Source organism: Tateyamaria sp. ANG-S1, from assembly GCF_000814025.1.
In the GTDB taxonomy this organism is placed as follows: domain Bacteria; phylum Pseudomonadota; class Alphaproteobacteria; order Rhodobacterales; family Rhodobacteraceae; genus Tateyamaria.
On record NZ_JWLL01000006.1, the window covers coordinates 77,390 to 91,997 of the forward strand.

General features: G+C 62.7%; 13 protein-coding genes. 11 read left to right on the top strand and 2 right to left on the bottom strand.

Annotated elements, in window-relative coordinates; all coding sequences use genetic code 11:
* Positions 1-48 precede the first annotated feature (48 nt).
* The gene (locus RA29_RS11620; protein WP_039687701.1) at positions 49-1,119 is read left to right on the top strand and encodes an Mrp/NBP35 family ATP-binding protein; all 1,071 of its coding nucleotides are present in this window, start codon (positions 49-51) and stop codon (positions 1,117-1,119) included.
* On the opposite strand, the gene RA29_RS11625 is transcribed toward RA29_RS11620, so the two are convergent.
* Positions 1,116-1,889, bottom strand: a complete 774-nt coding sequence (locus RA29_RS11625; RefSeq protein ID WP_152612998.1) for a hypothetical protein — start codon at positions 1,887-1,889, stop codon at positions 1,116-1,118. The genes RA29_RS11620 and RA29_RS11625 overlap by 4 nt on opposite strands.
* A gap of 724 nt (positions 1,890-2,613) precedes the next feature.
* On the opposite strand from RA29_RS11625, the gene mraZ reads away from it, so the two are divergent.
* The 9 genes from mraZ (at position 2,614) to murD (ending at position 12,388) form a co-directional block, all read left to right on the top strand.
* Positions 2,614-3,105: a division/cell wall cluster transcriptional repressor MraZ gene (gene mraZ, locus RA29_RS11630; RefSeq protein ID WP_039686184.1), complete on the top strand. Its 492-nt coding sequence runs from the start codon at positions 2,614-2,616 to the stop codon at positions 3,103-3,105.
* 3 nt (positions 3,106-3,108) lie between these two features.
* Entirely contained in the window at positions 3,109-4,071 is a 963-nt protein-coding gene (gene rsmH / locus RA29_RS11635; RefSeq protein WP_039686186.1) for a 16S rRNA (cytosine(1402)-N(4))-methyltransferase RsmH, read from the top strand.
* Positions 4,071-4,418 (top strand): cell division protein FtsL, encoded by a 348-nt coding sequence (locus RA29_RS11640; RefSeq protein ID WP_039686188.1) that lies wholly within the window; start codon positions 4,071-4,073, stop codon positions 4,416-4,418. Before rsmH ends, RA29_RS11640 begins: the two co-directional genes overlap by 1 nt.
* Complete coding sequence (locus RA29_RS11645; RefSeq protein WP_039686190.1) at positions 4,415-6,205, top strand: penicillin-binding protein 2; 1,791 nt, start codon at positions 4,415-4,417, stop codon at positions 6,203-6,205. The genes RA29_RS11640 and RA29_RS11645 overlap by 4 nt, the downstream gene beginning before the upstream one ends.
* A 34-nt stretch (positions 6,206-6,239) precedes the next feature.
* Positions 6,240-7,733: a UDP-N-acetylmuramoyl-L-alanyl-D-glutamate--2,6-diaminopimelate ligase gene (locus RA29_RS11650; protein WP_039686193.1), complete on the top strand. Its 1,494-nt coding sequence runs from the start codon at positions 6,240-6,242 to the stop codon at positions 7,731-7,733.
* Entirely contained in the window at positions 7,730-9,178 is a 1,449-nt protein-coding gene (murF, locus tag RA29_RS11655) for a UDP-N-acetylmuramoyl-tripeptide--D-alanyl-D-alanine ligase (protein WP_039686195.1), read from the top strand. The genes RA29_RS11650 and murF overlap by 4 nt, the downstream gene beginning before the upstream one ends.
* A gap of 12 nt (positions 9,179-9,190) precedes the next feature.
* Positions 9,191-10,273, top strand: a complete 1,083-nt coding sequence (gene mraY / locus RA29_RS11660; protein WP_039686197.1) for a phospho-N-acetylmuramoyl-pentapeptide-transferase — start codon at positions 9,191-9,193, stop codon at positions 10,271-10,273.
* On the top strand, positions 10,273-10,929 hold the full coding sequence (locus RA29_RS11665) for an SDR family NAD(P)-dependent oxidoreductase (protein ID WP_039686199.1): 657 nt from the start codon (positions 10,273-10,275) through the stop codon (positions 10,927-10,929). Before mraY ends, RA29_RS11665 begins: the two co-directional genes overlap by 1 nt.
* A 64-nt stretch (positions 10,930-10,993) precedes the next feature.
* Positions 10,994-12,388, top strand: coding sequence for a UDP-N-acetylmuramoyl-L-alanine--D-glutamate ligase (murD, locus tag RA29_RS11670; protein WP_039686200.1), 1,395 nt, complete (start codon positions 10,994-10,996; stop codon positions 12,386-12,388).
* A gap of 344 nt (positions 12,389-12,732) precedes the next feature.
* On the opposite strand, the gene RA29_RS11680 is transcribed toward murD, so the two are convergent.
* Complete coding sequence (locus tag RA29_RS11680) at positions 12,733-13,905, bottom strand: NAD(P)/FAD-dependent oxidoreductase (protein ID WP_039687703.1); 1,173 nt, start codon at positions 13,903-13,905, stop codon at positions 12,733-12,735.
* Positions 13,906-14,011: 106 nt separating this feature from the next.
* Between RA29_RS11680 and RA29_RS11685 the strand changes: the two genes are divergently transcribed.
* The gene (locus tag RA29_RS11685) at positions 14,012-14,539 is read left to right on the top strand and encodes a redoxin domain-containing protein (RefSeq protein WP_039686204.1); all 528 of its coding nucleotides are present in this window, start codon (positions 14,012-14,014) and stop codon (positions 14,537-14,539) included.
* The last annotated feature ends 69 nt before the right edge of the window (positions 14,540-14,608 follow it).

The following is a 14,608-nucleotide window of genomic DNA, read 5'->3' on the forward strand; positions in this document are numbered from 1 at the left end:
TGGCGAAATAACTGCCATCTCTTGCATCACAAAGCGGAGAGAATGAGCATGTCGATACCCAAGGATCACGTCATGGAAGCGCTGGCCCGGATTGGCATGCCGGATGGCGGGGACCTGATCAGTCGCGACTTGATTCGTGCGGTGCAGATCCAGGGCGATGCGGTTCAGTTTGTGATCGAGGCGCCGACGCCGGAGTTGGCGGCAAAGATGGAGCCGGTGCGCGCCGCTGCCGAGGCTGCCGTGCGCGGCTTAGCGGGTGTGGGCGAGGTGCGTGTGGCGTTGACCGCCCATGGGCCGGCCAAGAAGCCACCGGCCCCCAGCCTGAAGATCGGCGGCCATCCCAAGCCGCAGGACGGCCCGACCAAGCCTGTGGGTGTGAAGCGTATTCTGGCTATTGGCTCGGGCAAGGGTGGTGTGGGGAAGTCGACCGTGTCGTCGAACCTTGCCGTGGCACTGGCCAAGCAGGGCCGGAAGGTCGGGTTGCTGGATGCAGATATATACGGTCCATCCCAGCCCCGCATGATGGGGGTGAACAAGCGCCCCGCCTCGCCCGATGGCAAGACCATCATTCCCCTGCACGCCCATGGCGTGACCCTGATGTCCATCGGCTTCATGCTGGAGGAGGGGAAGGCCGTTGTCTGGCGTGGGCCGATGCTGATGGGCGCCTTGCAGCAGATGCTGGGGCAGGTGGAGTGGGGCGAGCTGGATGTGCTGCTGGTTGATCTGCCGCCGGGGACAGGCGATGTGCAGTTGACCTTATGTACCAAGTCAGAGCTGTCGGGGGCGATTGTCGTGTCCACGCCGCAGGATGTGGCGTTGATCGATGCGCGCAAGGCGCTGGACATGTTTGCGACGTTGAAGACGCCCGTGTTGGGGTTGATCGAGAATATGTCGATGTTTGTGTGCCCCGACTGTGGGTCGGAGCATCAGATCTTTGGTCAGGGTGGTGTGGCGGCTGAGGCTGACAAGCTGGGTGTGCCGCTGCTTGGGGCCTTGCCGATTGATCTTGAGACCCGGTTGGCGGGCGATGGCGGCACGCCTGTTGCTGTCGGGGATGGCGCGATGGCGCAGGCCTATGCCCGCATTGCCGAGGGGTTGATCAAGGGCGGGATGGCCTAGACCTCGCGCCCCTCGACCGCGATGCCATAGAGTGTTGTCAGGATGCTGGCGCTGATGAGCGCGTAGAGCAGGGACACGATGACGGCGATGAGTGCGCTGACGATGTTGTCCGTCAGGATGGCGTCGAAGGCGAGGTTCAGAAGAAAGTCGATCACGGCCAATATGATCATGATCCCGAAGATCGTGGCGGCCAGTGGTTTGGTGGCTTGCCAGCTGTCGCTGAAGCTCATCTTGTGCCCGATGGTGCAGGCGGGGAGGATCAGGCTCCACCTGAGGAAAATCCAGCCCAGCACGGCAAAGGCGGGTATGGCCACGAGGCTGGCGACCACGTCGCCTGCACCTGCTGCAACAAGGCCGACCGGGATGAAGACCGGGATGGCGACCAGCATGATGACAATGCCTAGCAGAAGGCTGCGGCCCAGATAGCCCAGCACGATGCCTGCGTTTGGCGTGAACCCCTCGTGCCGCCGGTCGGTTGGCAGCAGGACGAAGCGGTGCCAGGCGGCGATCATAATGATATAGCCGACGATCAGCATCAGGGCGGCGGGGAAGATGAGCCCGAAGTTTACATCCCTGACCTCGATGCTGGAGTCCGTAAACGGGTCTTCGAGGGTGGTCATGCCGGTGGCGAGGCCGGGTTCGACCACGAAGAGGATCGCCGATCCGATGGCGAGCACGGCCAGGCCAGCCCAGGTGGCCCGCACGGTCGCCGAGAAGTCGCGGAACACCATGGCGATGGCGTGATTGAAGATGCGGACGGCGTTGGACATGTCGGCTCCTGTCTGGTCGTGCCGTGCTGTTGCCGCGTCCGCGCGGGGCGCGCAAGGGATTTCATGGGACGGATGGCCCGATATGGGACGCGCCATGGGAAACCATGGGTAAACATCCATAAAACCCCCGTGATTCGAATCAACTTCTTGCATTTTGACATGATATGTGTGGAACATAGACAGAACATTTCTGCCCGTGTGCAGATGTTTGCGCAATTCTTGGGAATTTGTGGGATAGGATGCGCCGTGAAGTGGCGGCACAATATATTGTGCATATGCCCGCGTATGTAACATCATAATCCGCTTGAGTAGCTGATTTTACCACAATATGTTGTTTTTCAGGATCTGCGAAAACAAGCTGTAGTGTGTTGTGCCCTCAAAAAACCATTGCGTCCCATGTTTTCCCACGTCATACCTACTGACATCAGATGAGAACGAGCACGGGGCACCAAACGACCCCAAGCAAACAACAAAACTCTAGCAGGTTTCATACAGGCACCTCGCTTTCATCAGACCAGAGATCCGGCGCGCGAGCGAGCAGACATCCCCCCAGGTGGCGCGCGCAGCTGGACATCCCGCGAGGCGGGACGAGGGCGGCGGGTTGATCAGTGGCAGCAGATCAACCCGCCGTTTCATTTCAAGGGCTCCGAAAAGAGAGCGCAGGTGACTGGGGAACGAATTTAAGCGCTGCGGCGCGAAGGTGAAATAGGGACGGGCCAAAACGGTGGCACGCAGGTTCAGAGGCGAAAGCGACCACAAGGTGGACGCAAAGGGGCGGGTGTCTATCCCGGCCTCGTTTCGTCGTGTGATCGAAGCCTGTGATCCCGACTGGACTGAGGGCCTGCCGCCCCGCATCATCATCGTCTATGGGGGCGCGACCCGCGACTACCTTGAAGGCTTCACCGTCGAAGCCATGGACGAGGTGGACGAGAAGATTTCCAAATTCCCGCGCGGCTCGGGCAAGCGGAAGGCGATGGAGCGTCTGTATAGCGCGCAGTCCATCGAAGCGGTTGTGGACGATACGGGCCGTATCGTGTTGCCCGCGAAGCTGCGCGAGAAGATCGGCCTTGATGGCATGGCGCGGTTCGTGTCCTCGGGCGACACGTTCGAGATTTGGCAGCCTGACGCCTATGACGAGAGTATCGCGGCGCTGGATGATGATGGGTTCGATCCTGATCTGGACCCGTCAGCCTACCTAGACGGGGACATGGAGTAGGGAATGGCTGGGGGGCCTCATATTCCGGTTCTGATCGACGCGATCCTGCGGGAATGCGCACCTGTTCACGGTACATGGTTGGATGGCACCTTTGGTGCGGGCGGGTATACCCGCGCTTTGCTTGATGCTGGAGCCGACACCGTGATTGCCGTGGATCGTGATCCTTTGGCCTTTGAATTGGCTGGGGAATGGGCTGCGGCCTATGGCGACCGGATCGTGATGCAGCCGGGTGTGTTTTCGAAGTTGGATGAGTATGGCGCGGGCCTTGATGGCGTTGTGCTGGATCTGGGTGTGTCGTCGATGCAGTTGGACCGGGCGGAGCGCGGGTTCTCTTTCATGCAGGATGGGCCTCTGGATATGCGCATGTCGCAGGATGGGCCCTCTGCCGCTGACATTGTGAATGAAGCCGATGAGGGCGTGCTGGCGGACATTCTGTTTCAGTATGGCGAAGAGCGGGCGTCCCGCCGCATTGCACGCGCGATCATCACGGCGCGGCCGATCACCACGACGCTGGAATTGGTGGGCGTCATTGAGAAGTGCCTGCCCCGTCCGAAGCCCGGTCAGTCGCATCCCGCGACCCGCAGTTTTCAGGCGCTGCGGATTGCTGTGAACAATGAATATGATGAGCTGTATCAGGGGCTTATGGCGGCTGAACGCGCGTTGAAGCCCGGTGGGCAATTGGCCGTTGTGACCTTTCATTCGGTCGAGGACCGGATGGTGAAGCGCTTTATGACCGCCCGTGGCGGGCGGCAGGCGAATGCCAACCGCTATGCGCCTGAGGTCGAGGCAGCCCCCGCGCAGTTCGAGTTGCGGACCCGCAAGGCGATTGGCCCGGACAGGGATGAGTTGGAGATGAACCCGCGCAGCCGGTCGGCCAAGCTGCGGGTGGCGGTGCGCACGAACGCACCTGCCGGTGAGATTGACGCAAAGAGTATTGGGATGCCGCAGGTCAGGGGAGCCATCTGATGCGCACGGTTTTGTACATTTTGACGACTATGGCTGTGATCGGCCTCGCCTTCTGGGCGTATCGCGAGAATTACGCGACGCAAGATGCGCTGGCCAAGACGGACCGGCTGCACCGCGATATTCGCGAGGCGCATGCACGGCTGGCGGTGTTGAAGGCGGAGTGGGCGTATCTGAACCGGCCTGACCGGTTGCGCGATCTGGCCGACATCAATTTCGACAGTCTGGGCCTGTTGCCGTTCCGCCCCGATCAGTTTGGTCATGTGGATGAGGTGGCCTATCCCGCGCAGCGGACCCTTGTGATCGACAATGCCGTTGAAGTGTCCGGTGAGTTGGAGCAGCAGCCTTGACCCGTACACCCCTGCGCCCGCTGGCCCGTATCCTGCCCGCCCGTGCCGCCGGTGAAAGCACCGAAGCCATTGAGCGCGAGAACCTGCGCAACCGCCATGAAGAGATGCGCGACCGGGCCCGGCAGCGCGCCGAGGGGCGGTTGCTGGTGTTGGGCCTCTTCTTTTTCTGTGCTTTTGCGACCGTGGGCGTGCGCATGGGGATGCTGGCCACGTCCGAGCCGGTGGAACCGCGTGCCAGTGCGCAAGGCGCTGTGATTTCCGCCGCGCGCGCGGATATTGTGGACCGGCATGGGCGCTTGCTCGCCACGAACTTTGAGACGCATGCGCTTTATGCGCAGCCGCCGCATATGATTGATCCCGAGGCGTCGGCCCGGAAGCTGGCGGAGATTTTCCCGGATCTGGATGAGAACAAGCTGCTCAAGGACTTTACCGGCAAGCGGAAATTCCTGTGGGTCCGGCGCAAGATCAGCCCCGAGCAGATGCAGGCGGTGCATGAGATTGGCGATCCCGGTCTGCTTTTTGGACCGCGTGACATGCGGCTGTATCCCAATGGCACCCTTGCCGCCCACGTGTTGGGTGGGGCGAGTTTTGGCAAGGAAGGTGTGAGTGCGGCCGAGGTGATCGGTGTTGCGGGTGTTGAGAAGCAGTTTGACGACTATCTGCGTGATCCGGCCAACGGGCAGAAGCCGCTGGAGCTGGCGCTGGACCTGACTGTGCAGGCCGCCGCCGAGCGTGTGCTGCATGGCGGGATGCGGTTGATGAACGCCAAGGGGGCGTCATCGGTGCTGATGGATGTGAAGACAGGCGAGGTGATCTCGGTCGTGAGCCTGCCGCATTTTGACCCGAACAACCGCCCGCGTCCTGCGACGACGGGAGATCAGAGTGACAGTCCGCTGTTCAACCGGTCGGTGCAGGGGGTGTATGAGCTTGGCTCGGCCTTCAAGATCTTTACTGCGGCGCAGGCTGTGGAACTGGGTATTGTGACGCCCTCGACCATCATCAACACGGCGGGGCCGATGCGGGTGGGCGGTTTCCGGATTGGCGAGTTCCAGAACAAGAATTACGGCAAGATCAGCGTGGCCGACATTGTCGTGAAATCCTCGAACCGGGGGACGGGGCGGCTGGTGTTGCAGATCGGCAAGGAGCGGCAGCAGGAGTTCCTGAAGAAGATGGGCTTCTTTGAGCCCACCGACTTCGAGATTGTGGAAGCGCGTCAGGGCAAGCCGCTGTTGCCGCGCCGCTGGACGGATTTGTCTGCGGTGACGGTGAGTTATGGGCACGGGCTGTCATCGTCGCCCATGCACCTGGCGGCGGGTTATGCGGCGATTGCCAATGGCGGGCGGATGGTGAAGCCCACGATCCTCAAGCAGGATGGCCCGCGTCTGGGCGAGCGGGTGATGAGCGAGGGCACCGCACGTGCAGCCCGAGCAATGCTGCGCAAGGTTGTCACCGATGGCACGGCAAGCATGGCGGAAGTGCCGGGCTATGCCGTGGGTGGCAAGACGGGCACGGCGGACAAGCCCAAGGCGCGCGGTGGCGGGTATTATGACGACAAGGTCATTGCGACCTTTGCCACGATGTTCCCGGCTCATGATCCAAAATACGTTCTGGTCGTGACGCTGGACGAGCCTGTCGAGACCTCTGGCGACAAACCGCGCAGGAGTGCGGGCTGGACGGCTGTGCCGGTGGCTGCCGAGATGATCGGGCGTGTTGCCCCCTTGCTGGGCCTGCGGCCAAGCGTTGAACCTGTCTCTCTCGCTGATATAACGCTGACCAGCAGCAACTGAGGTGCGCATCGCACCCGAACCATAGGGCCGAGACATGGGCGCGCAGGCACGATCACTCTCATCGCTGGGCCTGACGGCCCGGGGTGGGGCCAATCCGCAGATCACCGGCATCGCCGTGGACAGCCGCGAGGTGAAGGACGGTTTTCTGTTCGCCGCCATGCCGGGCAGTCGGGTGCATGGGGCGGAGTTCATTCAATATGCGGTGCGCATGGGCGCCTCGGCCATCCTGACGGATGTTCTCGGCGCCGAGATTGCGGCGGAGTGGTTGGGTGACGTGGCCGTGGTTGTCACGGACGCGCCGCGTGAGGCGTTGAGCCGGGCCGCTGCACTGTGGTTTGGCGGGCAGCCCGAGGTGCTGGTGGCGGTCACCGGGACGAATGGCAAGACGTCTGTGTCCACTTTTGTCCGGCAGATCTGGATCGAGATGGAATTGCCTGCCGTCAATCTGGGCACAACGGGGGTGGAGGGTGCGTGGACAGCACCCTTGGCCCATACCACGCCTGAACCCATCACGCTGCATCGCACATTGGCCGAAGCGAAGGCCAACGGGATCACCCATGCCGCGATGGAGGCGTCCTCGCACGGGTTGGACCAGCGTCGGTTGGATGGCGTGACACTGATGGCGGCCGGGTTCACTAATTTCAGCCAGGATCATCTGGATTACCACAAGACGTTTGAGGCCTATTTCGACGCCAAGGCGGCGCTCTTTGCCCGTGTGCTGCCCGAGGAGGGGATTGCCGTCATCAATCTGGATGATGCGCGCGGAGTGGATATGGCCGCGATTGCGCGCGCGCGGGGGCAGACGGTGCTGGCCGTGGGGCGTGATGGGGGCGATCTGCGCCTGACCGCGCAACGCTTCGACGCGACGGGGCAGGATGTGCGGTTTGAGTATGAGGGCAAGGCCTATACCGCGCGGCTGCCGCTGATTGGCGGCTTTCAGGCGGACAATGTGATGCTGGCCTGTGGGCTGGTCATTGCCTGCGGGGCGGAGCCTGCGCGGGTGTTCGAGACCTTGCCGCATCTGGGCACTGTGCGGGGCCGCATGCAGCTGGCCGCGACCCGTGAGAACGGGGCCGCGGTGTTTGTTGACTATTCCCATACGCCGGATGCGGTGGCCACGGCGCTGAAGGCGATGCGCCCGCATGTGATGGGGCGGTTGATTGTTGTCGTGGGCGCGGGTGGCGACCGGGATATGGGCAAGCGTCCCCTGATGGGGCAGGCGGCGGCGGAGAATGCCGATATTGTCTTTATCACCGATGACAATCCGCGCAGTGAGGATCCGGCCCTGATCCGGGCCGCCGTGATGGAGGGCGCGCTGGGCGTTGGCGGGTCCGCCAGCGTGACCGAGGTGGGCGACCGGGCCGAGGCGATCCTGCGCGGTGTCGATGCGCTTGGTCCCGGTGATGCGCTGCTGATCGCGGGCAAGGGCCATGAGACGGGGCAGATCGTGGGCGACGACGTGCTGCCCTTTGATGATGCCGAGCAGGCGAGCGTGGCCGTGGCGGCGCTGGAAGGACGGTTGACATGACGCTTTGGACATCGGCCGAGGCTGCGGCGGCCACGGGTGGCCGCGCGACCTGTGATTGGGCCGCGACGGGTGTGTCGATTGACACGCGGACGCTTGAGGCCGGGGACTTGTTTGTCGCTTTGAAGGCGGCGCGCGATGGGCATGAGTTTGTCGCGCAGGCGTTGGAGAAGGGCGCGGCAGCGGCGCTGGTGTCCCATGTGCCCGAGGGTGTGGCAGAGGATGCGCCGCTGTTGATTGTGCCAGATGTTCTGGAGGGGTTGGAGGCGCTTGGGACCGCGGCCCGTGCCCGGACCGAGGCGCGTGTGGTGGCGATCACCGGGTCGGTTGGCAAGACCTCGACCAAGGAGATGTTGCGCGCGGTGCTGTCCGATCAGGGTCGGACCCATGCCAGCGTTGCCAGCTACAACAACCATTGGGGTGTGCCCCTGACACTGGCGCGGATGCCTGCGGACACGGAATATGCCGTGATCGAGATCGGGATGAGCAATCCGGGGGAGATTGCGCCACTGGCCAAGATGGCGCGCCCGCATGTCGCGATGATCACGACCGTGGCGGCGGCGCATCTGGAGGCGTTTGAGAGCATCGAGGGGATTGCGGTTGAAAAGGCGTCAATCCTGGAAGGGTTGGAACATGGCGGGACGGCCGTTCTGAACAACGACTGTTCGACGGCGGCCATCCTGCAGGCCAAGGCCCATGACATGAAGCGCCGCGACATTGGCTTTGGCGAACACGGCTTTAATTTCAAATTGAAATCGGTGGATTTGCAGCGCGATGCGACGGTGGTGCAGGCGGAGGCGCATGAGGCGCCTTTGCTGTTCAAGATCGGGGCCGTGGGCCAGCACTATGCCATGAATGGCTTGGGTGCCTTGGCGTCGGCCGAGGCCTTGGGCGCCGATCTGGCGCTGGCCGCGCAATCGCTGGGCCGCTGGTCGCCCTATGAGGGGCGTGGGGCGCGCGAGGTCATCACGCTTGATCCGATTGAGACGGATATGACGCTGGAGCTGATCGACGACAGCTACAATGCGAACCCGACCTCGATGGCGGCGGCTTTGGCGGTTCTAGCGGCGGCAGAGGTCACCCACGACATCGGGCGCGTCAGCAAGGGGCGGCGGATCGCCTTTCTGGGGGATATGAAGGAGCTTGGTCCGGATGGGCCTGCGATGCACGCGGAGCTGGCGCAGTTGGAGACGATGGAGCGGATCGATAAGGTGCACTGTATCGGTCCGCTGATGAAGCATCTGTACGACGCGCTGCCTGCCGAGAAGCAGGGGCTGTGGGCTGAGACTTCCGACGAGATGGCCGCGCAGGTGGCCCGCCGCCTCGACAGCGGTGACGTTGTTCTGGCAAAGGGCTCTCTGACGATGAACCTTGCCCGCGTCGTTGACGCGATCCGCAAAATGGGCCATCCGGTAGATAAGGGCGAAGACCCACACGATAAGAACTAGGGACAGGCAGGCATGCTATTTTGGTTGACGGCACTTTCGGATGGCGGGGACGTGTTCAACCTGTTCCGCTATATCACCTTCCGGGCCGGTGGGGCGTTCATGACGGCCCTTTTGTTTGGTTTTCTGTTTGGCCGACCGCTGATTGCGGTGCTGCGCAAGAAGCAGGGCAAGGGGCAGCCCATTCGCGATGACGGGCCCGAGGGGCACTTTGCCAAGGCGGGCACGCCGACCATGGGCGGGTTGTTGATTGTCGGTGCGCTTGTCACGTCGACCTTGCTGTGGGCGCGGTGGGACAATCCGTTTATGTGGATTGTGCTGGGGGTGACGTTGGCCTTTGCGCTGATCGGGTTTGCCGACGACTATGCCAAGGTGTCCAAGCAGAACACGGCGGGGGTGCCGGGCAAGGTGCGGCTGCTTCTGGGATTTATCATCGCGGGCGTGGCTGCGTTTTTCGCCACGATGAACCATCCCGACATGCTGCAGAACCAGTTGGCGGTGCCGGTGTTCAAGGACCTGCTTGTCAACCTTGGTGTCCTGTTCATCCCGTTCTCGATCATCGTGATTGTGGGATCTGCCAATGCTGTGAACCTGACCGACGGACTGGATGGGCTGGCGATCATGCCGGTGATGATTGCGGGCGGTACGCTTGGCATTATCGCATATGCCGTGGGGCGTGTGGACTTCACCGATTACCTGGATGTGCATTATGTGCCCGGTACGGGTGAGCTTTTGATCTTTACTGCCGCGCTCTTTGGCGGGGGCCTGGGCTTTCTGTGGTACAATGCACCGCCTGCGGCGGTGTTCATGGGGGACACCGGCTCGCTGGCTCTGGGCGGTGCATTGGGAGCGATTGCGGTGGCGACAAAGCACGAGCTGGTGCTGGCCATTGTGGGTGGCCTCTTCGTGGTCGAGGCGCTGTCTGTGATCGTGCAGGTGCTGTACTTCAAGCGGACGGGCAAGCGGGTGTTCCTGATGGCCCCCATTCACCACCACTATGAAAAGAAGGGCTGGGCCGAGCCGCAGATCGTGATCCGGTTCTGGATCATCTCGCTGATCCTGGCGATGATCGGGCTGGCCACGCTGAAGGTGCGCTAGTGCCGCGCGCGCTGGTCACGGGCGGCAATCGCGGCATCGGGTATGCGATGGCCGAGGGGCTGTGCGCGCGAGGCGTGGACGTGGTCATCGGGGCGCGCGATGCACAGGCGGGTGCTGCGGCAGCCGCCGCCATTGGGTGCGATTGGGTGCAATTGGACCTTGAGGCCCCCGAGAGTTTTGCCCCGGCCATCGCGGACGCAGGCGAGATTGACATCCTGATCAACAACGCGGGCATCCTGATCGAAGACAGCATGATTGCGCATCCCGACGGCCTGCGCCGGTCGATGCAGGTCATGTTCCACGCGCCCTTTGAGCTGATCCTGCTGTGCCTGCCGCATATGGCGAAAGCCGGGCATGGGCGGATCATCAACCTCAGCTCCGGCTGGGGCGCCTTTGATGAAGGGCTGGAAGGCCCCGGCGGCTATGGTGTTGCCAAGGCCGCGCTGAACGCGCTGTCTCATGCCCTGCCGCGCGATCTGCCGACAGGTGTCAGCATCAACGCGATGTGCCCGGGCTGGGTGCATACGCGCATGGGCGGTCAGGCCGCGCCGCGTACCCCGGAGGAAGGGGCCGACACTGCCATCTGGCTAGCACTCGATGCACCCCCATATCTGACAGGCAAGTTCTTTCGAGACCGAGAGGAAAAGGCGTGGTGATGATCTTTCTTCTGGCTGAAAATACCTCGGGGGTCTGGGGGCAGAGCCCCCAGGGCGTCACGCTATGATCCCGGTGCAGGGTCTGACCGGCGCGCGGGTCGCGGTGCTTGGCCTGGGCCGGTCTGGCCTGTCCGCTGCACGTGCGCTGGCGGCAGGTGGTGCGACGCCGGTGTGCTGGGACGACAACCCGGAGGCGCAAGCGCGCGCCGAGGCGGAGGGGTTCACCTGTCTCAACCTCAAGAAACAGGGTGCCTTTGAGGACATCGCGCGGCTGATTGTCAGCCCGGGCATTCCGCATCTTTACCCGTCGCCGAACCCTGTCATTGCGGCAGCCTTGGCGGCCGGTGTGCCGGTCGACAATGATATCGGGCTGTTCTTTCAGTCCTTTGCGACATCCGACTGGCACCGCTTTGACACCGCGCCGCGGGTCATTGCAGTCACCGGGTCCAACGGTAAGTCCACGACCTGCGCGCTGCTTCACCACATCATGGAGGTGGCGGGGCGGCCTAGCCAGTTGGCGGGCAATATAGGTCGCGGTGTGCTGGACATCGACCCGCCCCATGACGGCGAAGTGGTGGTCTTGGAGCTGTCGAGTTACCAGACCGATCTGGCGCGCAGCCTGACGCCGGACGTGGCCGTGTTTACGAACCTGTCCCCCGACCATCTGGACCGCCACGCGGGCATGGGTGGCTATTTCGCGGCCAAGCGTCGGCTCTTTGCCGAGGGCGGGCCGGATCGGGCCGTAATCGGTGTGGATGAGGATGAGGGGCGGTTTTTGGCCGGGCAGCTTGCCGAAGTGCCGACGGATGATCGGGTGATCCGGGTGTCCGTCGCTGAGAAGTTGACCGGGCCCGGCTGGCAGGTCTTTGCGAAGAAAGGGTTTCTGTCGGAGTATCGCAAGGGGCGTCAGGTGGCGTCCGTTGACTTGCGCGGCGTGGCGGGATTACCGGGCGCGCACAACCATCAGAACGCCTGTGCCGCCTATGCTGCTGCCCGTGCGGTTGGGGTGGCGCCGAAGGTGATCGAGCAGGCGTTTCACAGCTTTGCTGGCCTGCCCCATCGCAGCCAGACCATCGCTGAGGCGGGTGGCGTGCGCTATGTCAACGACAGCAAGGCCACAAATGTTGACAGCGCGGCCAAGGCGCTTGCCGCCTTCGACAACATCCGCTGGATTTGCGGCGGTTTGCAAAAGGAGGGTGGGCTGGAGGGCCTCGCATCGTCCTTGGGCAAGGTGAAGAAAGCCTATGTCATCGGGCGCGAGGCGGCGCAGTTTGCCATGCAGATTGACGTGGATGCGCAGGTGTGTGGAACGATGGAGACTGCCGTTGAGGCTGCGATGGTTGAGGCGGAAGACGGTGATGTGGTGCTGCTTGCGCCCGCGGCGGCGAGTTTCGATCAATATGACAGTTTCGAGCGTCGCGGTGAGGATTTCGTGGCGGAAGTGACCAGGCGGTTGTGATCCAGCGGAGCGCGCGTACGCGCGCACGACATTTTTTGGTTTTGGCTTCGGACCCACCAAAACAAAGCCTTTGTCTCTGATCCGCCATGCGCATGATCTTTGGCGTGACAGCTCCGACCGTCTTTCCCAAGCAAAATAGCCGTATCCCCGCTGGGCGGGGCCCCTCGGCGATTTTGCTTGTCAAAGCCCGTCGGCCCCGTCTCTTGAAGATCAAGCGAGGACGGCTCCGAAACAAAGAGATTGCGACTGCAAAGGCAGGCGCAATCAGTGGCAAGGGTAGCTTTGCCTGCAAAGCTGCCAGCCACGCCATGGAGGAACTGGGTGCTTGCAATGCGTGACCGACGTCACGCCTGTTCCGAAATATGCCGCGCCGTGGCCATGGCCGAGGACCAGGCCCATTGGAAATTGTAGCCGCCCAGCCAACCCGTCACGTCGAGCGCTTCGCCGATAAAGTATAGGCCCGGCGTGGTTTGGGATTCCATGGTTTTTGAGCTGATCTGATCGGTGGCGACGCCGCCGCGTGTCACCTCCGCCGTGCGGTAGCCTTCGGTGCCGCCGGGGGTGAGCTGCCATTGGGTCAGGTCGTGGGTGAGTGCGTAGATGCGCGCGTCCGACAGGTCGCCGAGGCGGCCTGAGAGGTCCATCTGGGTGCTGAGGTGATCGACGAGGCGCGCGGGCAGGTGGCGGGAGAGTTCCGTTGTCAGGGCTTTCTTGCCGTCGCTGGTGCGTTTGTCGCGTAGGGTCGCGGCGAGGTTTGTTTCGGGGGCGAGGTGGACCGTGATCGCGTCGCCTGCATCCCAATAGCTGGAGGCTTGCAGGATGGCGGGACCCGAGAGGCCGCGGTGGGTGAAGAGCATCCCTTCGTCGAAGCTGGTGCCGTTTGCTGTGACGCGCGCGGGGCATGAGACGCCGGAAATGTCGGCGAAGCGGCGGTCGGGGAAGGTGAAGGGGACAAGGGCGGGTTCTGTGGCAGTGATCCGGTGGCCGAATTGTTTGGCGATGTCGTAGGCGAAGCCGGTGGCGCCCATCTTGGGGATGGATTTGCCGCCTGTGGCGATGACGGCGTTGCGGGCCGTGAGTGTGCGGGTGCCGTTGAGGGTGAAGGTGAACCCTTCGTTACCCTTTGCAAATTCTGTGACCTCGGTTTGCAAATGTAACTCAACCCCGGCGGACTGCATGAGGCCGCGTAGCATGGCGATGATGTCCTTGGCCGAATTGTCGCAGAAAAGCTGGCCGAGGGTTTTCTCGTGCCAGGCGATGCCATGCCGGTCGACGAGGTCGATGAAATCCCATTGGGTGTAGCGGGCGAGGGCGGATTTGGCGAAGTGGGGGTTCTCGCTGATGAAGGCGTGGGCGTCGCAATAGAGGTTTGTGAAATTGCAGCGCCCGCCGCCGGAGATGCGGATTTTTTCGCCCGGAGCCTTGGCGTGATCGACCAGCAGCACGCGCCTGCCTGCATGGGCCGCGCACATCATGCCCGCCGCCCCGGCGCCGATGATCAGGGTATCAAAATCCATGACGTCCCCGTGCAGCATTGCACAGAAAGGGTCAAGCAGGCGGGGTTGTGCGCAAATGTCGCTCGCTTACCTGACTGGGAGTGAAACATTTTACGGGAGACCGCATATGACTGCTTTGGCCGCTGGCTCTGACTTTCCGAAACTTGATGTCGCGCAGTTGGGCGGCGGGACGCTGACGCTGGGCGCGCCCCGTGGGGGGCACGACTGGCAACTCGTTGTCGTTTATCGCGGCCTGCATTGTCCGCTGTGCAAGAAGTACCTGGCGCAGTTGCAGGAGTTGGAAAGCGCATTCAATGCCGAAGGTGTCGATGTTGTTGCCGTCTCTGGCGATCCCGAAGACAAGGCGCAAGCGATGGTGGACGAAAAGGAGCTGTCTTTGGCGATGGGCTTTGGTCTGAGCGTTGCGCAGATGGTGGAGCTGGGTGTGTACGTGTCCGATCCGCGTAGCCCGCAGGAGACGGATCGTCCGTTTCCTGAGCCCGGTCTGTTTGTTGTGAACGGGGACGGGGCGATCCAGATGGTGGATGTGTCGAACGCGCCCTTCCTGCGTCCCGATCTGCAGGCGGTGCTGAACGGCATCAAGTTCATCCGCGCCAATGATTACCCGATCCGGGGCACGCACAAGGCTGCTTGACGGGGCGGCGTAACCTTGCCTGCGGGCCAGTAAACTAAGGCTGGCCCGCGCGTTCTTTTGCCGCTATGC

Bases quoted from the DNA above. Each gene is read 5' to 3' on its own strand.
- RA29_RS11620 (WP_039687701.1), top strand. From the start codon at position 49: ATGTCGATACCCAAGGATCACGTCATGGAAGCGCTGGCCCGGATTGGC.
- RA29_RS11625 (WP_152612998.1), bottom strand. From the start codon at position 1,889: ATGTCCAACGCCGTCCGCATCTTCAATCACGCCATCGCCATGGTGTTC.
- rsmH (WP_039686186.1), top strand. From the start codon at position 3,109: ATGGCTGGGGGGCCTCATATTCCGGTTCTGATCGACGCGATCCTGCGG.
- RA29_RS11640 (WP_039686188.1), top strand. From the start codon at position 4,071: ATGCGCACGGTTTTGTACATTTTGACGACTATGGCTGTGATCGGCCTC.
- RA29_RS11650 (WP_039686193.1), top strand. From the start codon at position 6,240: ATGGGCGCGCAGGCACGATCACTCTCATCGCTGGGCCTGACGGCCCGG.
- murF (WP_039686195.1), top strand. From the start codon at position 7,730: ATGACGCTTTGGACATCGGCCGAGGCTGCGGCGGCCACGGGTGGCCGC.
- mraY (WP_039686197.1), top strand. From the start codon at position 9,191: ATGCTATTTTGGTTGACGGCACTTTCGGATGGCGGGGACGTGTTCAAC.
- murD (WP_039686200.1), top strand. From the start codon at position 10,994: ATGATCCCGGTGCAGGGTCTGACCGGCGCGCGGGTCGCGGTGCTTGGC.
- RA29_RS11680 (WP_039687703.1), bottom strand. From the start codon at position 13,905: ATGGATTTTGATACCCTGATCATCGGCGCCGGGGCGGCGGGCATGATG.
- RA29_RS11685 (WP_039686204.1), top strand. From the start codon at position 14,012: ATGACTGCTTTGGCCGCTGGCTCTGACTTTCCGAAACTTGATGTCGCG.